Source organism: Cellvibrio sp. GW822-FHT04B05 (assembly GCF_058800985.1).
This window is the reverse complement of sequence record NZ_JBXAMU010000005.1, coordinates 395,993-414,645: the sequence shown is the minus strand read 5'-3', so window position 1 is coordinate 414,645 and position 18,653 is coordinate 395,993. Positions and strand designations below refer to the sequence as shown.

Below are 18,653 nucleotides of genomic sequence, written 5' to 3'. Positions count from 1 at the left end.
TAGATTTCCATGTATGAGGAATTTTTGTGATTAGGATTATTTTGTCTTGTCTATTTGTGTCTTTTATTAACTCAGCCATTGCAGAAGAAGTGTCGCTTGGTGAAGGTACTATTATTTTGGATACAAATACCTCATTTGACAATAAATCAATTCTTGTTGATGGTGTCAGCGTTGTTATTAATGGCACTCACTATTTTAAAAATATAAGAATAATTAATAATGGTAGTGTAACTCATGATCCTAATGGAAAACTTGATTTAATCGTTCAAGGAACGTTAGAAATATCTAACTCTAAAATAGATGTTACCGGAAAAGGCTTGTTACCGGATTATTCTGTTGCCGCTTTTAGTGGTGGTAGTCATATAGGGGCTGGAGGCGCACTTCCTGGAACTTTATCCGCTTTGACTTACGGGGACTTTCGGATTCCGTCCACGCCAGGAAAAGGAGGGCGCGGTGATTCCTTATTTATTGATGCTACAAATAGTACGAGAGGTGGAGGCGTTGTAAAAATTCAAGCAAATAAATTAATTCTAGATGATGGAAGCATCATTTCGAACGGTGAATGGACTAATGGTCGTTTTGCCGGTGGCGCCGCAGGTGGATCCATCTTAATTGACGTGCATGAACTTGTTGGAAGTGGCGACATTAGCGCTGATGGCACCTTGGGCACTCCTGTGGGAGGATGGTATGACGGAAATGCTGGTGACGGTTCAGGAGGAATGGTCAGTATTAATTATGAAATAGCTGATTTGGTAGGTAGAAATTTTTATTACCATGATTTTTTTAGCAATATCAGAGTGCATGCATATGGTAGCGAATCAGGTACTCATAACTACAAGGGGGCGCAAGGTACAATTTTTTTAAGAGATAAAACTGCTTTGCAGGATAATCTTTTTGTTTTTGGTAGGGAGTATTCAATTGAAGATGATGATCCGAAGTTTTTAGCTAAAACTTCTTTGGGGGATCTGTCTGCAATTAAAACGCTTTATATTGGTTCATCGAGGGTGGCACTTACGGATAGTGTAATAAATCTCAATGTAAACGCCTGTGTTAAAAGAGCTGCAAAGATATTTGTCCTCAATGATGTAGATGTTATTAAGTTAAATAATGAAAGCTGTAATTGGCTAGATTATGTTTTTGAAAAAAATGTAAATTTATTGAATCAGAATGAGTTTGTTTCACGCACCTCCGTGCCATCATACAATGAATCTTTTAGCGTTAAAATATACGGTAATTTGACAGCTCCGGATAATAATATTTCTGTCAGTCATAGCTCTTTAGGTTTGTATTTGCCGCATGTGTTCAATCAAGTCAATGTCAACGCTGGTGGTGTTTTAACATCCATCAGTAAAAATAATATTTTTACTCCTTTAAAGTTATCTGCTGTTGATTTTTTCTTGCGCGACGGTGGAAGTATTAATGTTTCTCGTAATGGTAGCGTGCTATCGGAATGTGTTGGTGGTTTAAGTTACGGAGGTAATGGTAGAAAAAATCCTGATGCGGAGCATTTTTCTATACCTTATGGTGATTACAGGTTACCTATAGACTTGGGTATTGGCTGTGGTGACTATGAGCAGGCCGGAGGTGGTGTCCAGATCGCTGCCAGTTATTTCCTCCTTAATGGTTCTATCTATGCTTCTGGCTACTACAGTGCAACGGGGGGATCTATATACTTGGATGTCGGCAGACTGGAGTCAGAAAATAGCCCTGCGCTAAAAGCGAATGCAGAGGGCGAAGGAGGCGGAGGACGCATAGCTGTCTATTACAACGAGATATCGGGTCTTGATTTGGCTTCGATTAGCGATGTGTCAGGGTGGAGTCCCGGTACGCTTTATTATAAGAACAAAACTTTAAATACAGGCGCGCTACTAATAAAAAATTCTCATGATAGAGATGAAGATTTTCTTACGGAAGTCTTTGTTGCAGATCAAGCTGATCACTTAATTGTAGAAAATTCAATGGTCATTCTTAGAGGAATTGCTAGCCTCAACTCGTCATGGAATATTAAAGATTCTTCATTAATTGTGGATGGCAAAATAACTATTGCGGATTTTCCGGTATCGGAAAACTCTACATTTGTTTTTAACGATGATGTTGAAATTGGAAGTTCTGTTTCCTATCCCCAAGATAACAAATACTTTTTCATAAAAAATCTCATTTCCGATGGGCCTATTGTAGGCGGGTCTGCTTTACCTTTTATTAATGTAAAGGGAAAGATTATGACCTCTGATGGAAATTTAATTGTTGATGGCTTCACTTTGGAGCTTGGTGGATCTCAGTCATATGACAATATTGAAATAAAAAATGGCGGTCTATTGACGGCAACTAGGCCCGCTAATTCCAGTGTGCAGCCATTCACATTATCGGCAAAAAATATTTTCATCGATTCAACAAGTAAGATTGATGTAACTGGAAAAGGCCTCCCACCATCACAAGATAGTACTTTTTATCATGGTGGAAGCCACGGTGGGATTGGAGGGAGAAGTTACTATGATAACGGGCTTCCAGTAGCACCTTATGGTGAAATTGCAGCGCCAACCAGTTATGGGATAGGAAGCAAACTTGGTTATTATGTAAATACTTATGGTGGTGGTGCTTTAAAAATTGTAGCTGAGACGATTCATTTAGACGGAAGTATTTTGTCAGGTGGAGAGCTCTTAAATGGCGCAGCGGGAGGTAGTGGTGCGGGCGGTTCGATATGGATTGATGTTGAAAAAATAAGCTCTTCAGGTGCAGGAAAAATTGCAGCTAATGGTTCGAGAGCTAGTGTACAACCTATAGACTATTGGGGATATTACCGTGCAGGTGGCGGCGGTGGCGGACGTATTGCAATTCATTATGAAGAGATGAATGGGTTCGGAATTGAAAATATCTCTGCTGATGGTGGATTGCAAGAGCAAGGGGCAGAGAGCGGTGCTCCAGGTACAATTTATCTCGAAAGTAAAGTATCTAGCTCTGATCGCAGGCTATTTGTTAAAAGCTCTGCACTGTATCCATCACAGCCAAGACAAGCTCTTGCGTTACTTGAGGGGGATTTCTCTCTGTCGATTAAGAATGCTGACGTGATGAATGAAGGTAATATTTCATTAAAAAGCCTTCAGGTTGAATCTAGCTCTGTAACGGTGTCAGGTAATCTTTTTTTAGGCAGTAGTCTTTCCATAAAAGGTTCAGATTTAACTATAAATGGCGACTTTACTGTTCAGGGGGATATTTCATCTGCAGATTATTCTAACTGGATTGTTTCTGGTGATTTAAAAGTATTGGGCAATACCAGTCTTGCTGCTGCTCATATTGAAGTCTATCAAAATTGTGAGTGGAATAACATTGTATTATTAAGTTCCAACGTAAGTTGTAATGATGCCAAGTTTAAAGGGCAGTCAAATCTGACAAGCTCATTTTTTACGGTGAACAATAACTTTTTTGCTGAAAAAATGCTTCATCTGATTTCAGATGTTAATGAAGTAAAGATTGCTAAGGACTCGTATTCAGAAGTTAAAGATTATATAAATACTAATGGTAATTTAGTAAGAATTGGAGAGCAAAGTTCGGAAGCTGAACGTAATGGCATAAGATTTAAAATAGTACGTGGTTTGGCTGATACTCACGGTCTTTCACTCGAATCAGTAGCTAGTCCAGGAAGCTTTTTAATAAATTATTCTTCGCATTTGCAGTTGCATGAAAATGACAATAGTGTCGCGTTTGCGGAATCAGCCACTTTCTATATTGAAAGATCAGGTAGTGATGCAGTTAAGATGAAGTCTATGAGCGAGCCTGAAAAATATATACAGTCAGGATCTGATTCTATACATGTAGACTACTACGATTCTAATAAGTCTGATGCTTGGTCTATTCAAGGTATGGATAATAAGAATATTCATCTGGCTAATCTTGGGGCGCTTGAGATAAAAGGAAATGCAAATTTTGGGGAGGGAGTTTCTGGTGTGGGAGCGGTTAACCCCTCATTAATTGTTGGTGGTAGTCTTGCAATGCCAAATAACAATATAGTGATTGATGGTTTAAATCTTTCACTTAAGAACTACCACACTTTTAATAATCTTGAATTAAAAAATTCAGCGGTATTAACAACACATCCTGCAACGGTTTATGGTGGAGATGTCAGAAATGGTTTAACACTAATTGCTAATGATGTGACTATTGACGCAAGCAGTAAAATTGATCTTTCTGAGAAAGAACTATATTCCCGAACTAATACGAGAGGGGTAGGCGGTAGCCATGGTGGTAAAGGGGGCAATAAAGGAGCTAGCCAATCGGCAGATCCCCATGGCGATATAGAGCAACCGGTTAGCTTTGGCCAGTCAGGTGTATACGACTTTTATAATAAAACATTTGGTGGAAGCGCATTTAAATTAACTGCTAATACACTGGATTTAAATGGTCGTCTATTGACTAACGGTGGGACAGCCACAGCATCGAGAGGTGCAGCAGCAGGCGGCTCAATTTGGTTAGTTGTTAATTCGCTGGCATCTACACTCGGCACTGGCAAAATTCAAGCTAATGGGGGGGGCGCTTATGGTGTCGATAATAGCGCTGGCGGCGGTGGACGAGTTGCTATTTACTCACAAACAATAAGTGGGTTAGATAATTCCAACATAACGGCTAATGGCGGTGTTCAGGGAAAACTATCGTCAGAGCCCGGTCAAAACGGAACTATTTATTTTAAAACGAGTAGTGTTCCTCCCTACGTTGTTGGCACCTCTGTGGTTGCATTAACGAATGAATATGTTGACAAGATTAGAGTAACCTTTAGTGCACCTATCGATTCCGCTACACTTACTGTTGATGATATCGAGATTCAAGATCCTGATTTGGGAAGTTTTTTTGTAAGTAGTATTACCCAAGTGAGTGCGACAGAATTCGATCTGAATTTTTCCCCTGCCCTCGCTTCCGGGCAATATGTATTGGAAGTTTCGCAGCAAATTGCGGGCGAAAGTGGATTGTTATTGGATCAAAATAAAAACTTGATCGGTGGTGAAGTGGATGATTTTTATACCGTTGAGTTTTCGGTTGATGTGACTCCACCTGAGGCTACGGTTCTTGACACCTATCCGCTTATCACAACCTCGGCTATTCAATTAATAGGTGGGACCAAAGAGGCGGGTACAAAAGTAGTTGTTAATGGAAATGTGGTTGTTTATGAAAATTCTGCAACTCACTGGAGCTATCAAGCATATCTTTCGTCCGGTGTTAATACGCTAAGTATTGTTCTTATTGATAAGGCAGGGAATCCAAGCCTGCCGACAATTGCTGAAATTAATTTTGACAACACCCCACCGGGGCCTGTCAGTATAATTGCTAACCCACATGGTAATGGTAAACAATTACATTTCGATTGGAGCGGCTACGATGTAGCTGCCAATGGTAATGACATTGCTTCATATCGAGTGTATGCATCGACTGCGAATTTTACTTCTGTATCAGGGTTACATCCTGTTCAAACACTCTCCTATAATCACAAATATATAACGCTGAATAATTTACTGCGTGATCAAAATTATTATATTGCCGTTGTCGCAGAAGATAGGGTTGGCTTGTATTCCACGGCGGTAAATACTATTGCTGTAACGCCTGTGGATTCACAGGCTCCGACTGGAATGGGAAATTTAACCGTATCGCCTACCACAAATTCATTACTAATTAGTTGGACAAAAGCTAACAATGATGATGGTGATTTGGCCGGTTACCGAATTGGTTATAACGATCAAGGTCAGCCAAAAACAATAATCCTGAACCAATTGGATATTGGTAATGCCAATCCGATCACCTATGATCTCCCAAGTTTGGCACCAGCTACGTCCCATAATCTCCTTGTGTCAGCGGTAGATTTAACTGGCAATACGTCAGCTCCATTAACAGATCCTGGTATTACGTTGCTAACCAATCCGCAACAAGTCACGGCGATATCCTTGCCTGCAAGCGCCGAAGTAACCTGGTCTGCTGTTACGCCTCACTCATTGGTAAAACATTACGCAGTTTATACCAGCACTAGCCTCTTTAGTTCTGTAGCGGGAATGACCCCTAAAATTGTTAATAGGGGTTTTTCTAATCAAACCACAATCAACACTACACTCACCGGCCTTGTGAATGGCACAAAAGTGTATGTCGCGGTCACTGCCGTCAATAACTCTAATGGTGAACTGAAAGAAGTAACACCTGTTGCGGTAACGCCACAGAATGACACTGAGGGTCCAACAGTAACCTCTACTGATTTTGTATCTGGTGCAAATACTCAGGCATTAGAGGGTTCACCCGTACTGATACAAGCAGGTAAGTTTGCTGTTAAAGCAACAGACAAATCAAAAATATCCCGTGTCATTTTCACGCTCAATGGTGATGTATTAGGCAATGTATTAATCACCAATGCACAGGGTGCTTATGAACAGGCTTTGGATTTAACTACCTTGGCTGATGGTGCCTACACCTTGAAAGTTGATGTTTACGATATGCTCGAAAACCTCACACAAAAAACCTACAGTTTCACCGTGGATTTGGCAGCACCCGCAATACCTACGATCGTTGCTCCGGCGCAGGGCACCACGATTAACCAAACAACCATTACGCTCAGTGGTAAAAGTGTTGCAGATACCCAGGTTGCAATCGCGAATAACGGTATTGATGCCATTGCTAATGTACCAGTGGATTCAAGCGGTAATTATTCAGCGACTCTTGATTCGCAAGAGGGTGATAATTTACTCACTGTTAAAGCGCAGTATGTTGGCCGCACTAAATGGAGTAGTTACAGCGCTGAACGCAAAGTAATTGTGAATACTCAAATTCCGGATGCACCGACAGGTGTTAGTGCAACTGCTACAAAGCAAGGCCAGATTCATGTGACCTGGAATGCAGTAACGAGTAGCAATGCTAATAATCAAGTGAAGGGTTATAACATTTATCGCGCAACATCCGTCTTTACTGGTAAAGGTGATGTGGGAGTCAGCAAAATCAATTCCCAGCTCGTTACTAATAATTCATTCAGTAATTTGGTGGTGAGTGACGGTACCTATTTTTATGCCGTCGCAGCAGTGAATCAGGCGAATAATGAAGGCGCACTTTCTTCCGTTGTGAGTGCCATCGCCGATAGCATTGGTCCCAAAATTACACAGCTGACGTACACGTCCGATGGTCCTGTGGATATTGCCAGCGGCAGAATGGGTAAGGGCAGAGTGAGTGTTGTTGCTACCTTCAGTGAACCGCTGCGTAACAGTCCTTACTTTGCGATAGTGCCTGAACAGGGGCTGCCGATATCAATTGATCTGGCAAAAAGTTATAGCGATGAAAAAGTCTATACCGGTCAATTTACGATTGATCAATCGACTGGATCGGGCACTGCCTATGTGTCTATGTCGGCCCATGACAATTTTGGTAATCGCGGTACGGATATCCTGCAAGGCAGCTCGCTGCTCATTGATGCTCAAGGTCCCGATTTAAGTCAGCTGACCATTGCACCGGTTGAGCCATTAAAAGTGGATGCGACTGATGGTTTGGTGGTAAATGTATCGATTCGTTTAAGTGAACCACTCAAGCCCAACACACAAACCAAACTGGTGCCATTGCTTAACGGTGTTGTAGTCGCCGGTTATGAGCAGGGCATATTGCTCAATGCAGCAAATGATCCTCTTGTGTTTACCGGCGAGTTCAGTCTTCCTTACACCGCTGCACAATCTGCAATGGCAACATTGAGTTTTGCACATCAAGCAGAAGATGATCTTGGTAATATCAGCCAAAAAATTATTGGCCAAAACCAGTTTCAGGTCTATCAGGGGGATTTGCCGCCGCTGGATATTCCAGGTGATTTAACCGCAACCGCTTTACCCGGAGGTAAAGTGAAATTGCGTTGGCGTGCAGTAGAAAAAGCAGCAGCTTATGTTCTCTATCGCCAAGGCCCAAGTGATTCGACGTTGATCGCAGTTGAGCCCATTAACGCGATTGAATTTGAAGATCAAACAACCGTGGATGGCACCTACCTTTATGCGGTGGCATCGGTACGTCGCGATAATGGTCAGGAATCACAAAGTGCCAAAACCCAAACGGTCAGTGTAAAAGCAGATCGCGTTGCACCTGCCAAACCGACCAACCTTGCGCTTGAATTAAATGGTGCAGGCATAGTGTCGCGCTGGGCTGCACCTGCTGTAGATGCAGAAGGTGCACCGCAATCCCAACAGGGCCTAACCTACAACCTTTACCGCACGGCATTGGCACAAGGCCAGAACGTTAGTGATTATTCTGCGTATACGCCAATCCAAACGCGTATTCCTGCGTTGATTGCATTGGATACATCGCCAAGTATTGATGAGCACAGCTATTTTGTTACCGCTGTAGATGCAGCAGGCAATCAATCGGCTGCCAGCGATACTGTGTACCTCAATTTCGGATTACTGCCAGTGAGTCAGTTGCATATCACACTGGATAAAAATGGTTATCCAGTATTGAGCTGGCAGCACCAGGGCAATGGTATTGACAGTTATCGCGTCTTCCGTCGTTTGGGAGAAAATACTCCGCAATTATTAACACCGGAAGCGATTGCTCATACCAGTACAACGACTACCTATACCGATACCAGTTACAACGGCAATCAGGCGAGCAATGGTGCAAATCATGAGGTCGTGTATAGCGTGGTAGCAGTTGACGAATTTAATGTGGAAAGTCTTGGGCATGAACTCATACTGCCTGCGTTATCTGTCAGGCTTGAAAAAACCAAACCAATATTGCTTGAGCGCGGTGTCATGAACCAATTGTTGTTCCATGTGGATAACAAAGGCGCGACAACCGCACATGGTTTACGCCTCTTCGTTACGCTCACTGAAAATGGCCAGCAGCGTATACACCAATCTGAACTTTTCACTGTTGCTGCCGGTGCAAATACAGTGGTTCCGATAGTGGTTGGTGGTTACGATAAATTGGATGCGATTACTGATTTATCTCTGCGTTTGGAACAAAAACCGCAAACCAATCAAAGTATCACTATCAAGCAAGCTGACTCCATTGAAGTGGGCAATTCCAGTTTGACAGTCGATCTACTTACGCAAGACTTCACTCGTGGTGGTGTTGGTAAGGTAATGTTTAACATTACGAACAACAGCGATGTAGAAACTGAAGTGGTGATGGCTACCAATAACAGTAAAGCGGACTCCACCGAAATTCGTTTGATATTGGAAGACCTGCAAGGCAATTTGCTCACACAAAAAGCCATTCGCCAAACTGCTGGCGGTGTGATTAATGTTCCATCGGGTCACACGGTTGCGCGTATTCCATCGAAAGATACTTTCACGTCGGGCGAACTGACGATTAATGTCCCCGCTGCTGCACCTGACCAGGTGAGATTGCGTCTGGTCATCGATAAATATCACTACCAATTGGGCAAAGAAAATCATGTTGCCATTAGTGGTGTGGGTACCAGCAAAGAGGTGCAATTAAGTGATACACCTTATTACGCACAAGTGACCCGTGTTGAGCCTCTTACTGTCAATGCAAAAAATGGTAGTGTGACCATTACGGGTAAAGCAATCGATCGTGCAACCAATCAACCAATAGCGAATGTGCCGGTCAGTATCGTCACCGTTGTGCGCGGTTTTGAGCGCACGTCAACAGTCTATTCCGATGCAAGCGGTAATTTTGTCTTGGCTTACAGGCCCGATGGTACTGCGGGTAAATACCGTGTGTCGGCCATTCACCCAGAGATGACGGATCGACCTGATCACGGTGTGTTCACCGCAGAAGGCGGTTCGGTAAGCCCGGCAGATATCAATATGAAAGTGCCGCGCAATTATGTGCAAAAAATTCCGTTAAGAATTACGGCAGGTAATGAAACAACATTAACCAATGTTCGCATTGTTCAATTGCCCAGCGGTGCTCAAACAGTTGCCGAATTACCAGCGGGAATAACAATTACCCATTCACCTTTGGCATCGGTCAGCGCCAATGGTAGTAAGGATTTGATGTTGAACTTTACCGGTGATAATTCTGCTGCAGAAACCGGTGTGATTGCTTATCGAGTAGAGGCTGATAACCACTCTGGCGTTAATGCTCTGGGTTATGTGAATGTTATTTATACCCTGTCTGCGTCCTCTCCTGCTGTAGCAACTAAGCCTGCATACATTGATACAGGTGTTGGATTAGAGCAAACAGTCTACGAGGATTTGATAGTTTCAAATAAAGGGTTCGATTTACTTCGAAATGCACAAGTTGAGCTTCTTGGTAGCCAAGTCACACCAATTGTTCCTTCTTGGATGAATCTCGCAACCGCATCTTCACTTGGCGATATTCCCGTTGGTGAATCGCGTGCGGTACAGCTTGCGATTAATCCGGGAAGCGATGCAGGGGAAGGTACCTATGAATTAAAACTTCAGATCACCGGAGACAACCTTACTGCTTATACTTTGCCAGTGTTTATCAAGGTAACCCAGTCGGGTAGAGGGGGCATGGCATTTAAGATTACTGATATATACACGGCTACCAGAGATGAAAGTAATAATCTTATTCAAGGTGTCCGTGGAGCGCGTATCCAATTACAAAATGAAAATGTATTGAGTGAAGTTTACAATCTCAACACTGATGCAAACGGTGATGTAATTTTTCAGAATATTCCTGCGGGTCGTTACGCGTATCGTGTTAGTGCATCAGACCATACGAGTGTTAGCGGTCGTGTTTGGGTGAAACCTGGTGTTTCATCGTTTGAAAAAGTGTTTCTTATGAATAACATCGTTAATGTCGAATGGTCGGTACGGGAAATAACAATAGAAGACCGTTATGAAATTAAACTGGAAGCTACGTTTAAAACACATGTCCCTATTGCATTAGTAATGTTGCAACCGCTGCATGTGCAATTACCGGTGATGAGAAAAGGTGAAGTTTTCCAAGGGGAATTTACGTTGACTAACCATGGCTTGATTCGAGCAGAAAATGTTAAGCAATCATTACCTGCTAGTACGGATATGGTTCGTTTTGAGTTTCTTAAAGAAATTCCGGCAACACTGGCGGCAGGTCAGGTATTAACTTTGCCCTATCGTATCCATGCATTACGTGATTTCAATCCCGCCTCAGATGCATTTGCTACCGGTGGTGGTTGTGGTGCTTTCAGTGCAGCTACTGCGGTGAGTTACACCTCCGAGTGTGCGGAAGGCACAGAAGTATCTGGCAGCGCATCTGCTGGTTGGAGTACTAACTGGGGGTCTTGCGGTGGTGTTGGAGGTAGTGCAGGTACAACTTATATTCATTCACACGGCGGCGGCAGTGGAGGCGGAGGCTGGGGATGGAGTGGTGGTGGTACTCCAATAAGCAGCGAATCGCAAGAATGTGATTCAGAAGACCCAAATGACGATAGTTGTGATGCTGGCAATGGCTCCGGCAATTAATGTGTATGGCGCGTTTCGTCCTTACTAAGGATTGGTTGAGCCGTAAGGACTTGACTTGAAAAAGTTAAATTCAATCGTGAATCAATGAGTGGAATTCAATTGTGAATAGCTTAAGAAAATTAACAACATTGTTTCTGTTAGGTCTACTGTCATCTTTTACGTGTGCAGCGGGTGAAAATCAATTAGATCTCACCCGGGAAATCGAAGATATCAAAGTTAAAGTGTTGGGTGGTGATGTTCGCATCACTCGTGAGTGGGTTCAAGGTGGATGGAAATGGAATCGTCGCTGGGAACCCGCTGTAGTGGACTCTGCTTTATCAATGAAGCGGAGCAATAGCAACTACCGTTTTTCACATTCAGAGAACAGTAAATTAATTTATCAAGACAGATCGGGTAATCGTTTTTTAACGGGGGCTTGGTCCTGGACAGAGGGCGCTGAAAATGTATCAGTAGAGTGGCAAGGTCGTGATGGCAATTCAATTCTCTATGAAAGCATGAATCCTAAGGCTCCTTCAGGGCATAGTCTTTCATCCGCATATGGCAGGGCTACCACTCCAATAAAGCAATACATGGATAGAAATGGAGTAACTGTATATTTAGATAGGAATCCAGATGACAAAATACAGTTTATTAAAGATCACCACGGGAATGTGGTACTGACGCTTGAGTGGAACGGCAATCTTCTAGAGTCGGTGACAGACTATGTAGGAAGAAAGGTAATTTACAAATACGAAAATAATAAACTATCAGAAGTCGTAGATGTGCGTGGTAACAGCTGGAAATACACTTACAAAGGTAGTAACCAGTTATTTGTCGAACAAACCACGCCGGAAAATCATGTTTCCAGTTATGACGGTGAAACAGGGGTGTCCCTTTACCCGAATAACATATCGAGCACTAAAACAAGTGAGAAAGATAAGAAAACATTTTTGATCTATCAAATGGAAAAGCTAGTTTCGGGTGAGGTCGTCGAAACGTGGAAGAATGATCTCGGTGAAACTGTAAAGGAAATGCGCAATGGCGAGATCTCTTTTACTGTTGATTTTGCGATGAGCAATGACAAAGGGCCTAGTTACGGTACATACGCTCTTCGTATCATGGGTCTTTATTCTTCTGATGGAAATGCCGGATCCAAGTACTGTGAGCTTACAGGTGGTTGGCTTGCTCCCGATCATTCGTATCGGGAAATATATGGAAATGCTACCGATTTTAGTGGGTGTACCTTCGTGCCTAAAGCCTGTAGTGCTGTCGAAGGTGGCAATGTGCAATTTGAATCATGCAGGGATGCTCCAGCCTCGGCGACATTAACTGAGCGACTTCCTGATGCATTGGATCCCCCTGGTTATGTAAAACAAAAGGTCATTACCAATGCCCGTGGAAATAAAACTACGCATGAATATGATCAGTGGAAAAATGAAGTAAAAATTACCTATGCCGATGGCACGAGTATCAGCCGCACCTGGCATGAGAAATATAAGTTACCGCTTACCGAAACCAACGAAAAAGGCATTATTACAGCCTACGGCTACGATGCAAAAGGCAACTTGCTTACGCTTACTGAAGCCAAAGGTACTGCAGACGAACGTATTACCCGTTATACCTATGATGAATACGGTCAAGTAAAAACCGTCATCACCGGCGAGTCCGCTGCAAATAATACTGCCTTAGCTACGACCAGTTATGAATACGACCAATACGGCAATATCACTAAAGTCACAGATCCTGAAGGTAACATCACCACTTACGGTGATTATGATGCGATAGGCAATGCCAAAACTATTACAGATGCGCGTTCAAATATATTGCCTATCAATGAACAATACACATGGAAAAATACCTACGATGCCGCGGATAATTTATTAACCCGTCGCGATCCTTATGACAAAGGTGAAACTTACACCTACAACAAAACCGGTCATCTGGAAACAGTCACTTTTGCGAGTGGTAGTAAAGTTACCCTGACCACTAATGCTAACGGTCAGCCACTTACCATGACGGATGATAATGGTAAAGTCACTAAGCTGGAATATGATAAATCTGGTCGCTTAACTGTTGCTACCGATGCCAACAGCAATAAAACTCAAACAATTTATGATACCCAAGGGCGTGTATTGCGCACTGTAGATGGCGAGGGAAATGCTACACATTTTAATTATAAGGAAAATTTACTGCATAGTATTCAATATCCCAGCTATAAAAAATCGCTAGAGTACGATCAACGCAATCGTATTAAACAAGCCACACAACAAGCCAATAGCCGCAATTATATCCGTAAGCGTGGCTACGATATGGTGGGTAACCTGGAAGTCAATGCCGACGCGCAAACAAAAGAAACGGTATACGAGTACGACTCACTTAACCGCGTTAAAACTATCACCGATGCCGAAGGTGGTGTAACCGAGTTTGCCTACGATGCGCGCGATAATTTATTGCAAGTAAAAGACCCTGAGGGGCATTTAACAATTTACACTTACGATAAGAATAATAGCTTGCTGAGCGAAACCAAAAGCAGTGATCAAAACACAAATAAACAGCGACAATATATGTATGATGAAAGTGGACTTATTAAAAATTACATAAATCCATCAGAAGAAAAAATAGTTTTTGAATTTAATCGATCAAACCGATTAGTTAAAACAAGTATATATGCACATAAAGATCATGCTCATCCTATTAAGGTAATTAACTATACTTTCAATGAAAAAGATCAATTTTCTGGTTGGGAGCAGAATGTTTTCTCAACTTTACAAGAAGGTATATTGCCGACGGTAGATATAACTCCGTTTAGTGAAACTTACACTTATAACAACTTAGATCATCTTGAATCAGTAACGGTGAACTTTGGTGGATTCACCAAAACCTATCTCTACACCTATTACCCGAATGGTTTGAAAAAAACCTATACCAATCCGGAAGGGATTACCTACACATACTATTACAACAAAAATAATCAACTGATGGCGTTGCATATTCCCGGTGAAGGGCAAATCAACTGGGCTGAATTTAACTGGATGGTGCCCCAAACTCTCTTATTACCTGGCGGGCAAAAAATTACGCTGAAATATGATGACTTCCAGCAAGTAAAAGAGCGTGTACTGAAAAAAGCCGATGGTAGTGAATTGGCTAAAGTGGTTTATGACTACGACCTTGAGCAAAACATCAAAAAAATTGAAAAAGGCGAAGGTATTTTCAATTATACCTATGACGATCTCTATCGCTTAACCAGTGCCGATTCACCGGATGGTTATGCGGCGAATGATGAAAGCTTTGATTTCGATGGGGTAGGCAATCGAATATTGCGCATTGAAGGTGGTATATCGGAAACACCTGCCTACAATACAAAAAATCAATTAGAAAGCATAAATTTCGGTGATGATACACAGGTTGCCACTTATACCTACAATGCTAATGGGCATACTGAAACAAAAAACCAAAATGGAGTGATTACAGAGTATATCTACAATCATGAGGAGCGATTGATTGCGATAAAACGTGATGGCGTCAGCATTGCAGATTATGCCTACGACCCAAAGGGACAGCGTATCAAAAAAACTGCGGCTGGTAATACTATCTGGTATCTCTACAATGAAAATGGATTGGCGGCTGAGTACACCAGTAGTGGTCAATTGATTAAGGAGTACCACTTTCATCCGCAAACGGCTTGGATGACTGATCCGTTGTTCCAGCGTACTACTGCAGGTGAATTGTATTATTACTACAATGATCACTTGGGGACACCGCAACAGATACTGGATGCCTCAGGCAATATTGTGTGGGCAGCACAATACTCGGTGTTTGGTAAGGCGCATATCACAATTAACCATGTTGAAAATAATTTACGATTTCCGGGGCAGTATTACGATAATGAAACTGAGCTGCATTACAATTATTTTAGAAATTATGACCCAGGGCTAGGTAGATACATTGAGTCTGATCCCTTGGGTGTAAGAGGTGGAATAAATACCTTTGCTTATGTAAACAATAGACCATCATATTACATAGACGAAGATGGTTTAAAAGGGCTTCGTCCAAATAGAGGCCCTAGGGGCGAGTATCGCCAACCCAAGGGTTATATGCCGCCTAATGTTAGGCGAGATTATGAGAGAAGAAAGCAAGAGCTTGAGCAAAAAAGAAATCAAGCTATGGTGGAAAACAATAAAGAAGACGTTAAAAGAATAGATGAAGCATTGGTAGAAATCGGAGAAGAGATAGAAGACTGGAATGATCAAGATCCCAGTGCAAATGAAATCTTTGAGTGTCAAAAGGCTGAGTGTTATGACCCCACTATCCCATGGCAGTGTCAAAAACCTGAAATTGTAGATGCTTGGCTGCCTAGCGGGCCAGGAATGAATACAATGCCTAAAAATTGCATTTGTCTCAAATGGGCGATAAGAGATGATATTAGGCAAGGTTTATAATAAATTTTTTAAATTTTAAAGGTGATGAGCAATGAAAGTTATAGAGTTTTCAGCGATTATAATTAGGCTTCTTGGTTTGTTTTTACTTGCGCACATATGCATCGAATTTTTAGATTGGATTCCTTTATATGAGCAAGCAAATGTTATAGGGGCTCTTTCATCGCTAAATTACACAAGTGTCATTTTATATCTGGTTTATTTTTTAGTCGCAGCTTCTTTTTTAGCTATTCCAGTTTCTATATCAAAGCTTCTTTACAAAAAGAGTTCCGATGATTTGAGTTTTCCCGTTACAGTAAGTGTGGTGTACGGTATAGCTCTTCAGCTTATTGGGATTTATTTTTTTGCTAAATCTATACCTGATATTTCATACAACTTAATCATGTTGTCAACATTCTTGAGTGGATCTGTAAGTCAAGATGCAGATTTTATTCATTATTTTTCATATCTAATAGCAAGCCTAATTGAATTATGTTTTGGATTGGTATTTATATTTAAGAAAAACTTAATCGTAAAACGATTTCCTATATAAATATTACTTTATTGGTTAATGGGATTAATGGATATGTGATTTGTTGCTGTAAATCTCCCAATGGGTGCATGATGAGTGTTATGGGGATTGTAAACGGGCAAAACAGGATTGTGACTCGACTTTTAAAACGTGCATGATAAAAAAATGTCAGTCTTTGGGAGGTGGTTCACCTTATAGTTATAGAGTGACGAATCCTATACTTAGTCAATGTTTGGGCTTGGCTTCTCTTTATGCCTCTGCAGTTGAGGATATGGGGCAGTCAGCATGGGATGATGCACATAAAAATTGCGATGACTGTAAGGAGTAAAAATGAGTATTTTTTTATTTTGCACTACAGTAATACTACTTACCATTTTTGTTTTTCGGTTTTCGAAATTATCTCCATTTTATGTGCCATTTGTTTCGGCTATTATAATTAATGTGTCTTGGCAGATTGGAAGCTTTATATATATTGGTTATCTTGATCCATTTTGGAAAATAGCTGTGACAGTTGGACTATTTTTGGCAATATTTATTTCTGGAGTTACTGTTTTTATATTGCACATAATAAAGAAATAAATTTTATCTTTTAATGGCGTACTAATAATTTTTAATGAAATCTATATTCTAAGGATTTTTAATTAATGGATTTATCTGCTGTAAAAATAGATTCTTTCACTTGCTTTGATAATAAAGCAGGTGATAGTCTATTTTTCAAAAAAATCTACACAAATCAAGAAGGAATTACCTATCACTACAACAAAAATAATCAGTTAATGGCGGTGAATATTCCCGGTGAAGGTCAAATCAGTTGGGCTAATTTTGAATGGATGGTACCGCAGACATTGTTGTTACCCGGTGGTCAAAAAATATCGCTGAAGTATGATGACTTCCAACAACTGGAAGAGCGTGTACTACGAAAGGCAAATAATACCGAACTGGCCAAAGCGGTGTATGAATATGACCTGTCGCAAAACATCGAAAAAATTGAAAAAGGCGAAGGTGTTTTCAACTACAGCTATGACAATTTATATCGTCTGACCACTGCTGATTCACCGGAAGGTTACGCAGCCAACGACGAATCCTTTGATTACGATGGTGTAGGTAACCGAATTTCGCGCACCGAAAATGGTGCGAGCGAAAGCCAAAACTACAACCAGAAAAATCAGTTACAAGCGATTGATTCAAGTGATAACACGCGGGATGTTACTTATACCTATAACGCTAATGGGCACACTAAAGCCCAAACTAATAATGGCATCACCACTGAGTATGTGTATAACCACGAAGAGCGTTTAATCGCAGTAAAGCGTGATGGTAATAGAATTGCAGATTACGCCTACAATCCGCATGGGCAGCGCGTAAAGAAAACCGCTAGCGAAAGTACTACCTGGTATTTCTACAACGAAAATGGTTTGGCGGCGGAATACTCCAGCACTGGCCAATTACTCAAGGAATACCACTTCCATCCAAAAAAGACCTGGATGACCGATCCGCTATTCCAGCGCACCATTGCTGGCGAACTTTACTATTACCACAATGATCATTTAGGCACACCGCAACAATTAATCGATGATGCGGGGAGTGTTGTTTGGAGCGCACAGTATTCCGCATTTGGTAAAGCGCATATCACTGTTAGTACCGTGGAAAATAATTTGCGGTTTCCGGGGCAGTATTTTGATGAAGAGACAGGCTTACATCAAAATTATTTCAGGGATTACGATGCAGACACCGCACGTTATTTACAAGAAGATCCGTTGGGGGTTGCTAGTAGCATAAATTATTATGTTTATGCATATCAAAATCCATTTGCATTTACAGATCCAACAGGCGAACTGGGAATAGGTGGAGCTGCAATTGGTGCTTTGATGGATATTGGTATTCAAATGGCAAATAATGGCGGCCGTATCGAATGCATCAAATGGGATGTCGTAGCAATAGCAGCGGTGCTTGGCGCCACGAATCCATGGGCTTTAACTTCTGGGGCGTCGACAATTATGAAGGGGGAGCGCCTTAGTGCGAGGGCCAAGAATTTAAAAAGTGGTAGTCGTGGGGCAAAGCGAACAAGTCAACGAGCAAATAAAAACTATAAAAACGGAGCAAAAGAGGCTGCCAGTTGGGCAGCTGTTGAAGGCACAGCTGAGGTCGCGGGAAACATGATACCTGATGAGAGCCACTGGCGAATTCCACCTGATGACGAATGCGAGCCATGCAAATGAAACAAAGACCGACCCTCAATGAATTTTTATTTAGATTTGGAGGCAGTGCTAGTTGTATTTTCCTGGCTCTGTTTATTGCTAAATATAATTTTCCTGAATACCAAGCTTATGCAGCCGTGCTTGGAGGCTTGTGCTTCCT

5 protein-coding genes are annotated in these 18,653 nt (G+C 41.7%); all 5 read left to right on the top strand.

The features are described 5' to 3' along the window. The first annotated feature begins 26 nt into the window (after positions 1-26). The 5 genes from AC1RJL_RS17510 (at position 27) to AC1RJL_RS17490 (ending at position 18,514) form a co-directional block, all read left to right on the top strand. Positions 27-11,369, top strand: a complete 11,343-nt coding sequence (locus AC1RJL_RS17510; protein ID WP_492916373.1) for an AbfB domain-containing protein — start codon at positions 27-29, stop codon at positions 11,367-11,369. A gap of 101 nt (positions 11,370-11,470) precedes the next feature. Then, the gene (locus AC1RJL_RS17505; protein ID WP_492916370.1) at positions 11,471-15,787 is read left to right on the top strand and encodes an RHS repeat-associated core domain-containing protein; all 4,317 of its coding nucleotides are present in this window, start codon (positions 11,471-11,473) and stop codon (positions 15,785-15,787) included. Positions 15,788-15,818: 31 nt separating this feature from the next. Further along, the gene (locus AC1RJL_RS17500; RefSeq protein ID WP_492916369.1) at positions 15,819-16,316 is read left to right on the top strand and encodes a hypothetical protein; all 498 of its coding nucleotides are present in this window, start codon (positions 15,819-15,821) and stop codon (positions 16,314-16,316) included. Positions 16,317-16,625: 309 nt separating this feature from the next. Beyond that, positions 16,626-16,874 carry a hypothetical protein gene (locus tag AC1RJL_RS17495; protein WP_492916367.1) on the top strand — a complete coding sequence of 83 codons (249 nt, stop codon included), beginning with the start codon at positions 16,626-16,628 and terminating at the stop codon, positions 16,872-16,874. Between the two features lie 65 nt (positions 16,875-16,939). Further along, on the top strand, positions 16,940-18,514 hold the full coding sequence (locus AC1RJL_RS17490) for an RHS repeat domain-containing protein (protein ID WP_492916365.1): 1,575 nt from the start codon (positions 16,940-16,942) through the stop codon (positions 18,512-18,514). Positions 18,515-18,653: the final 139 nt, after the last annotated feature.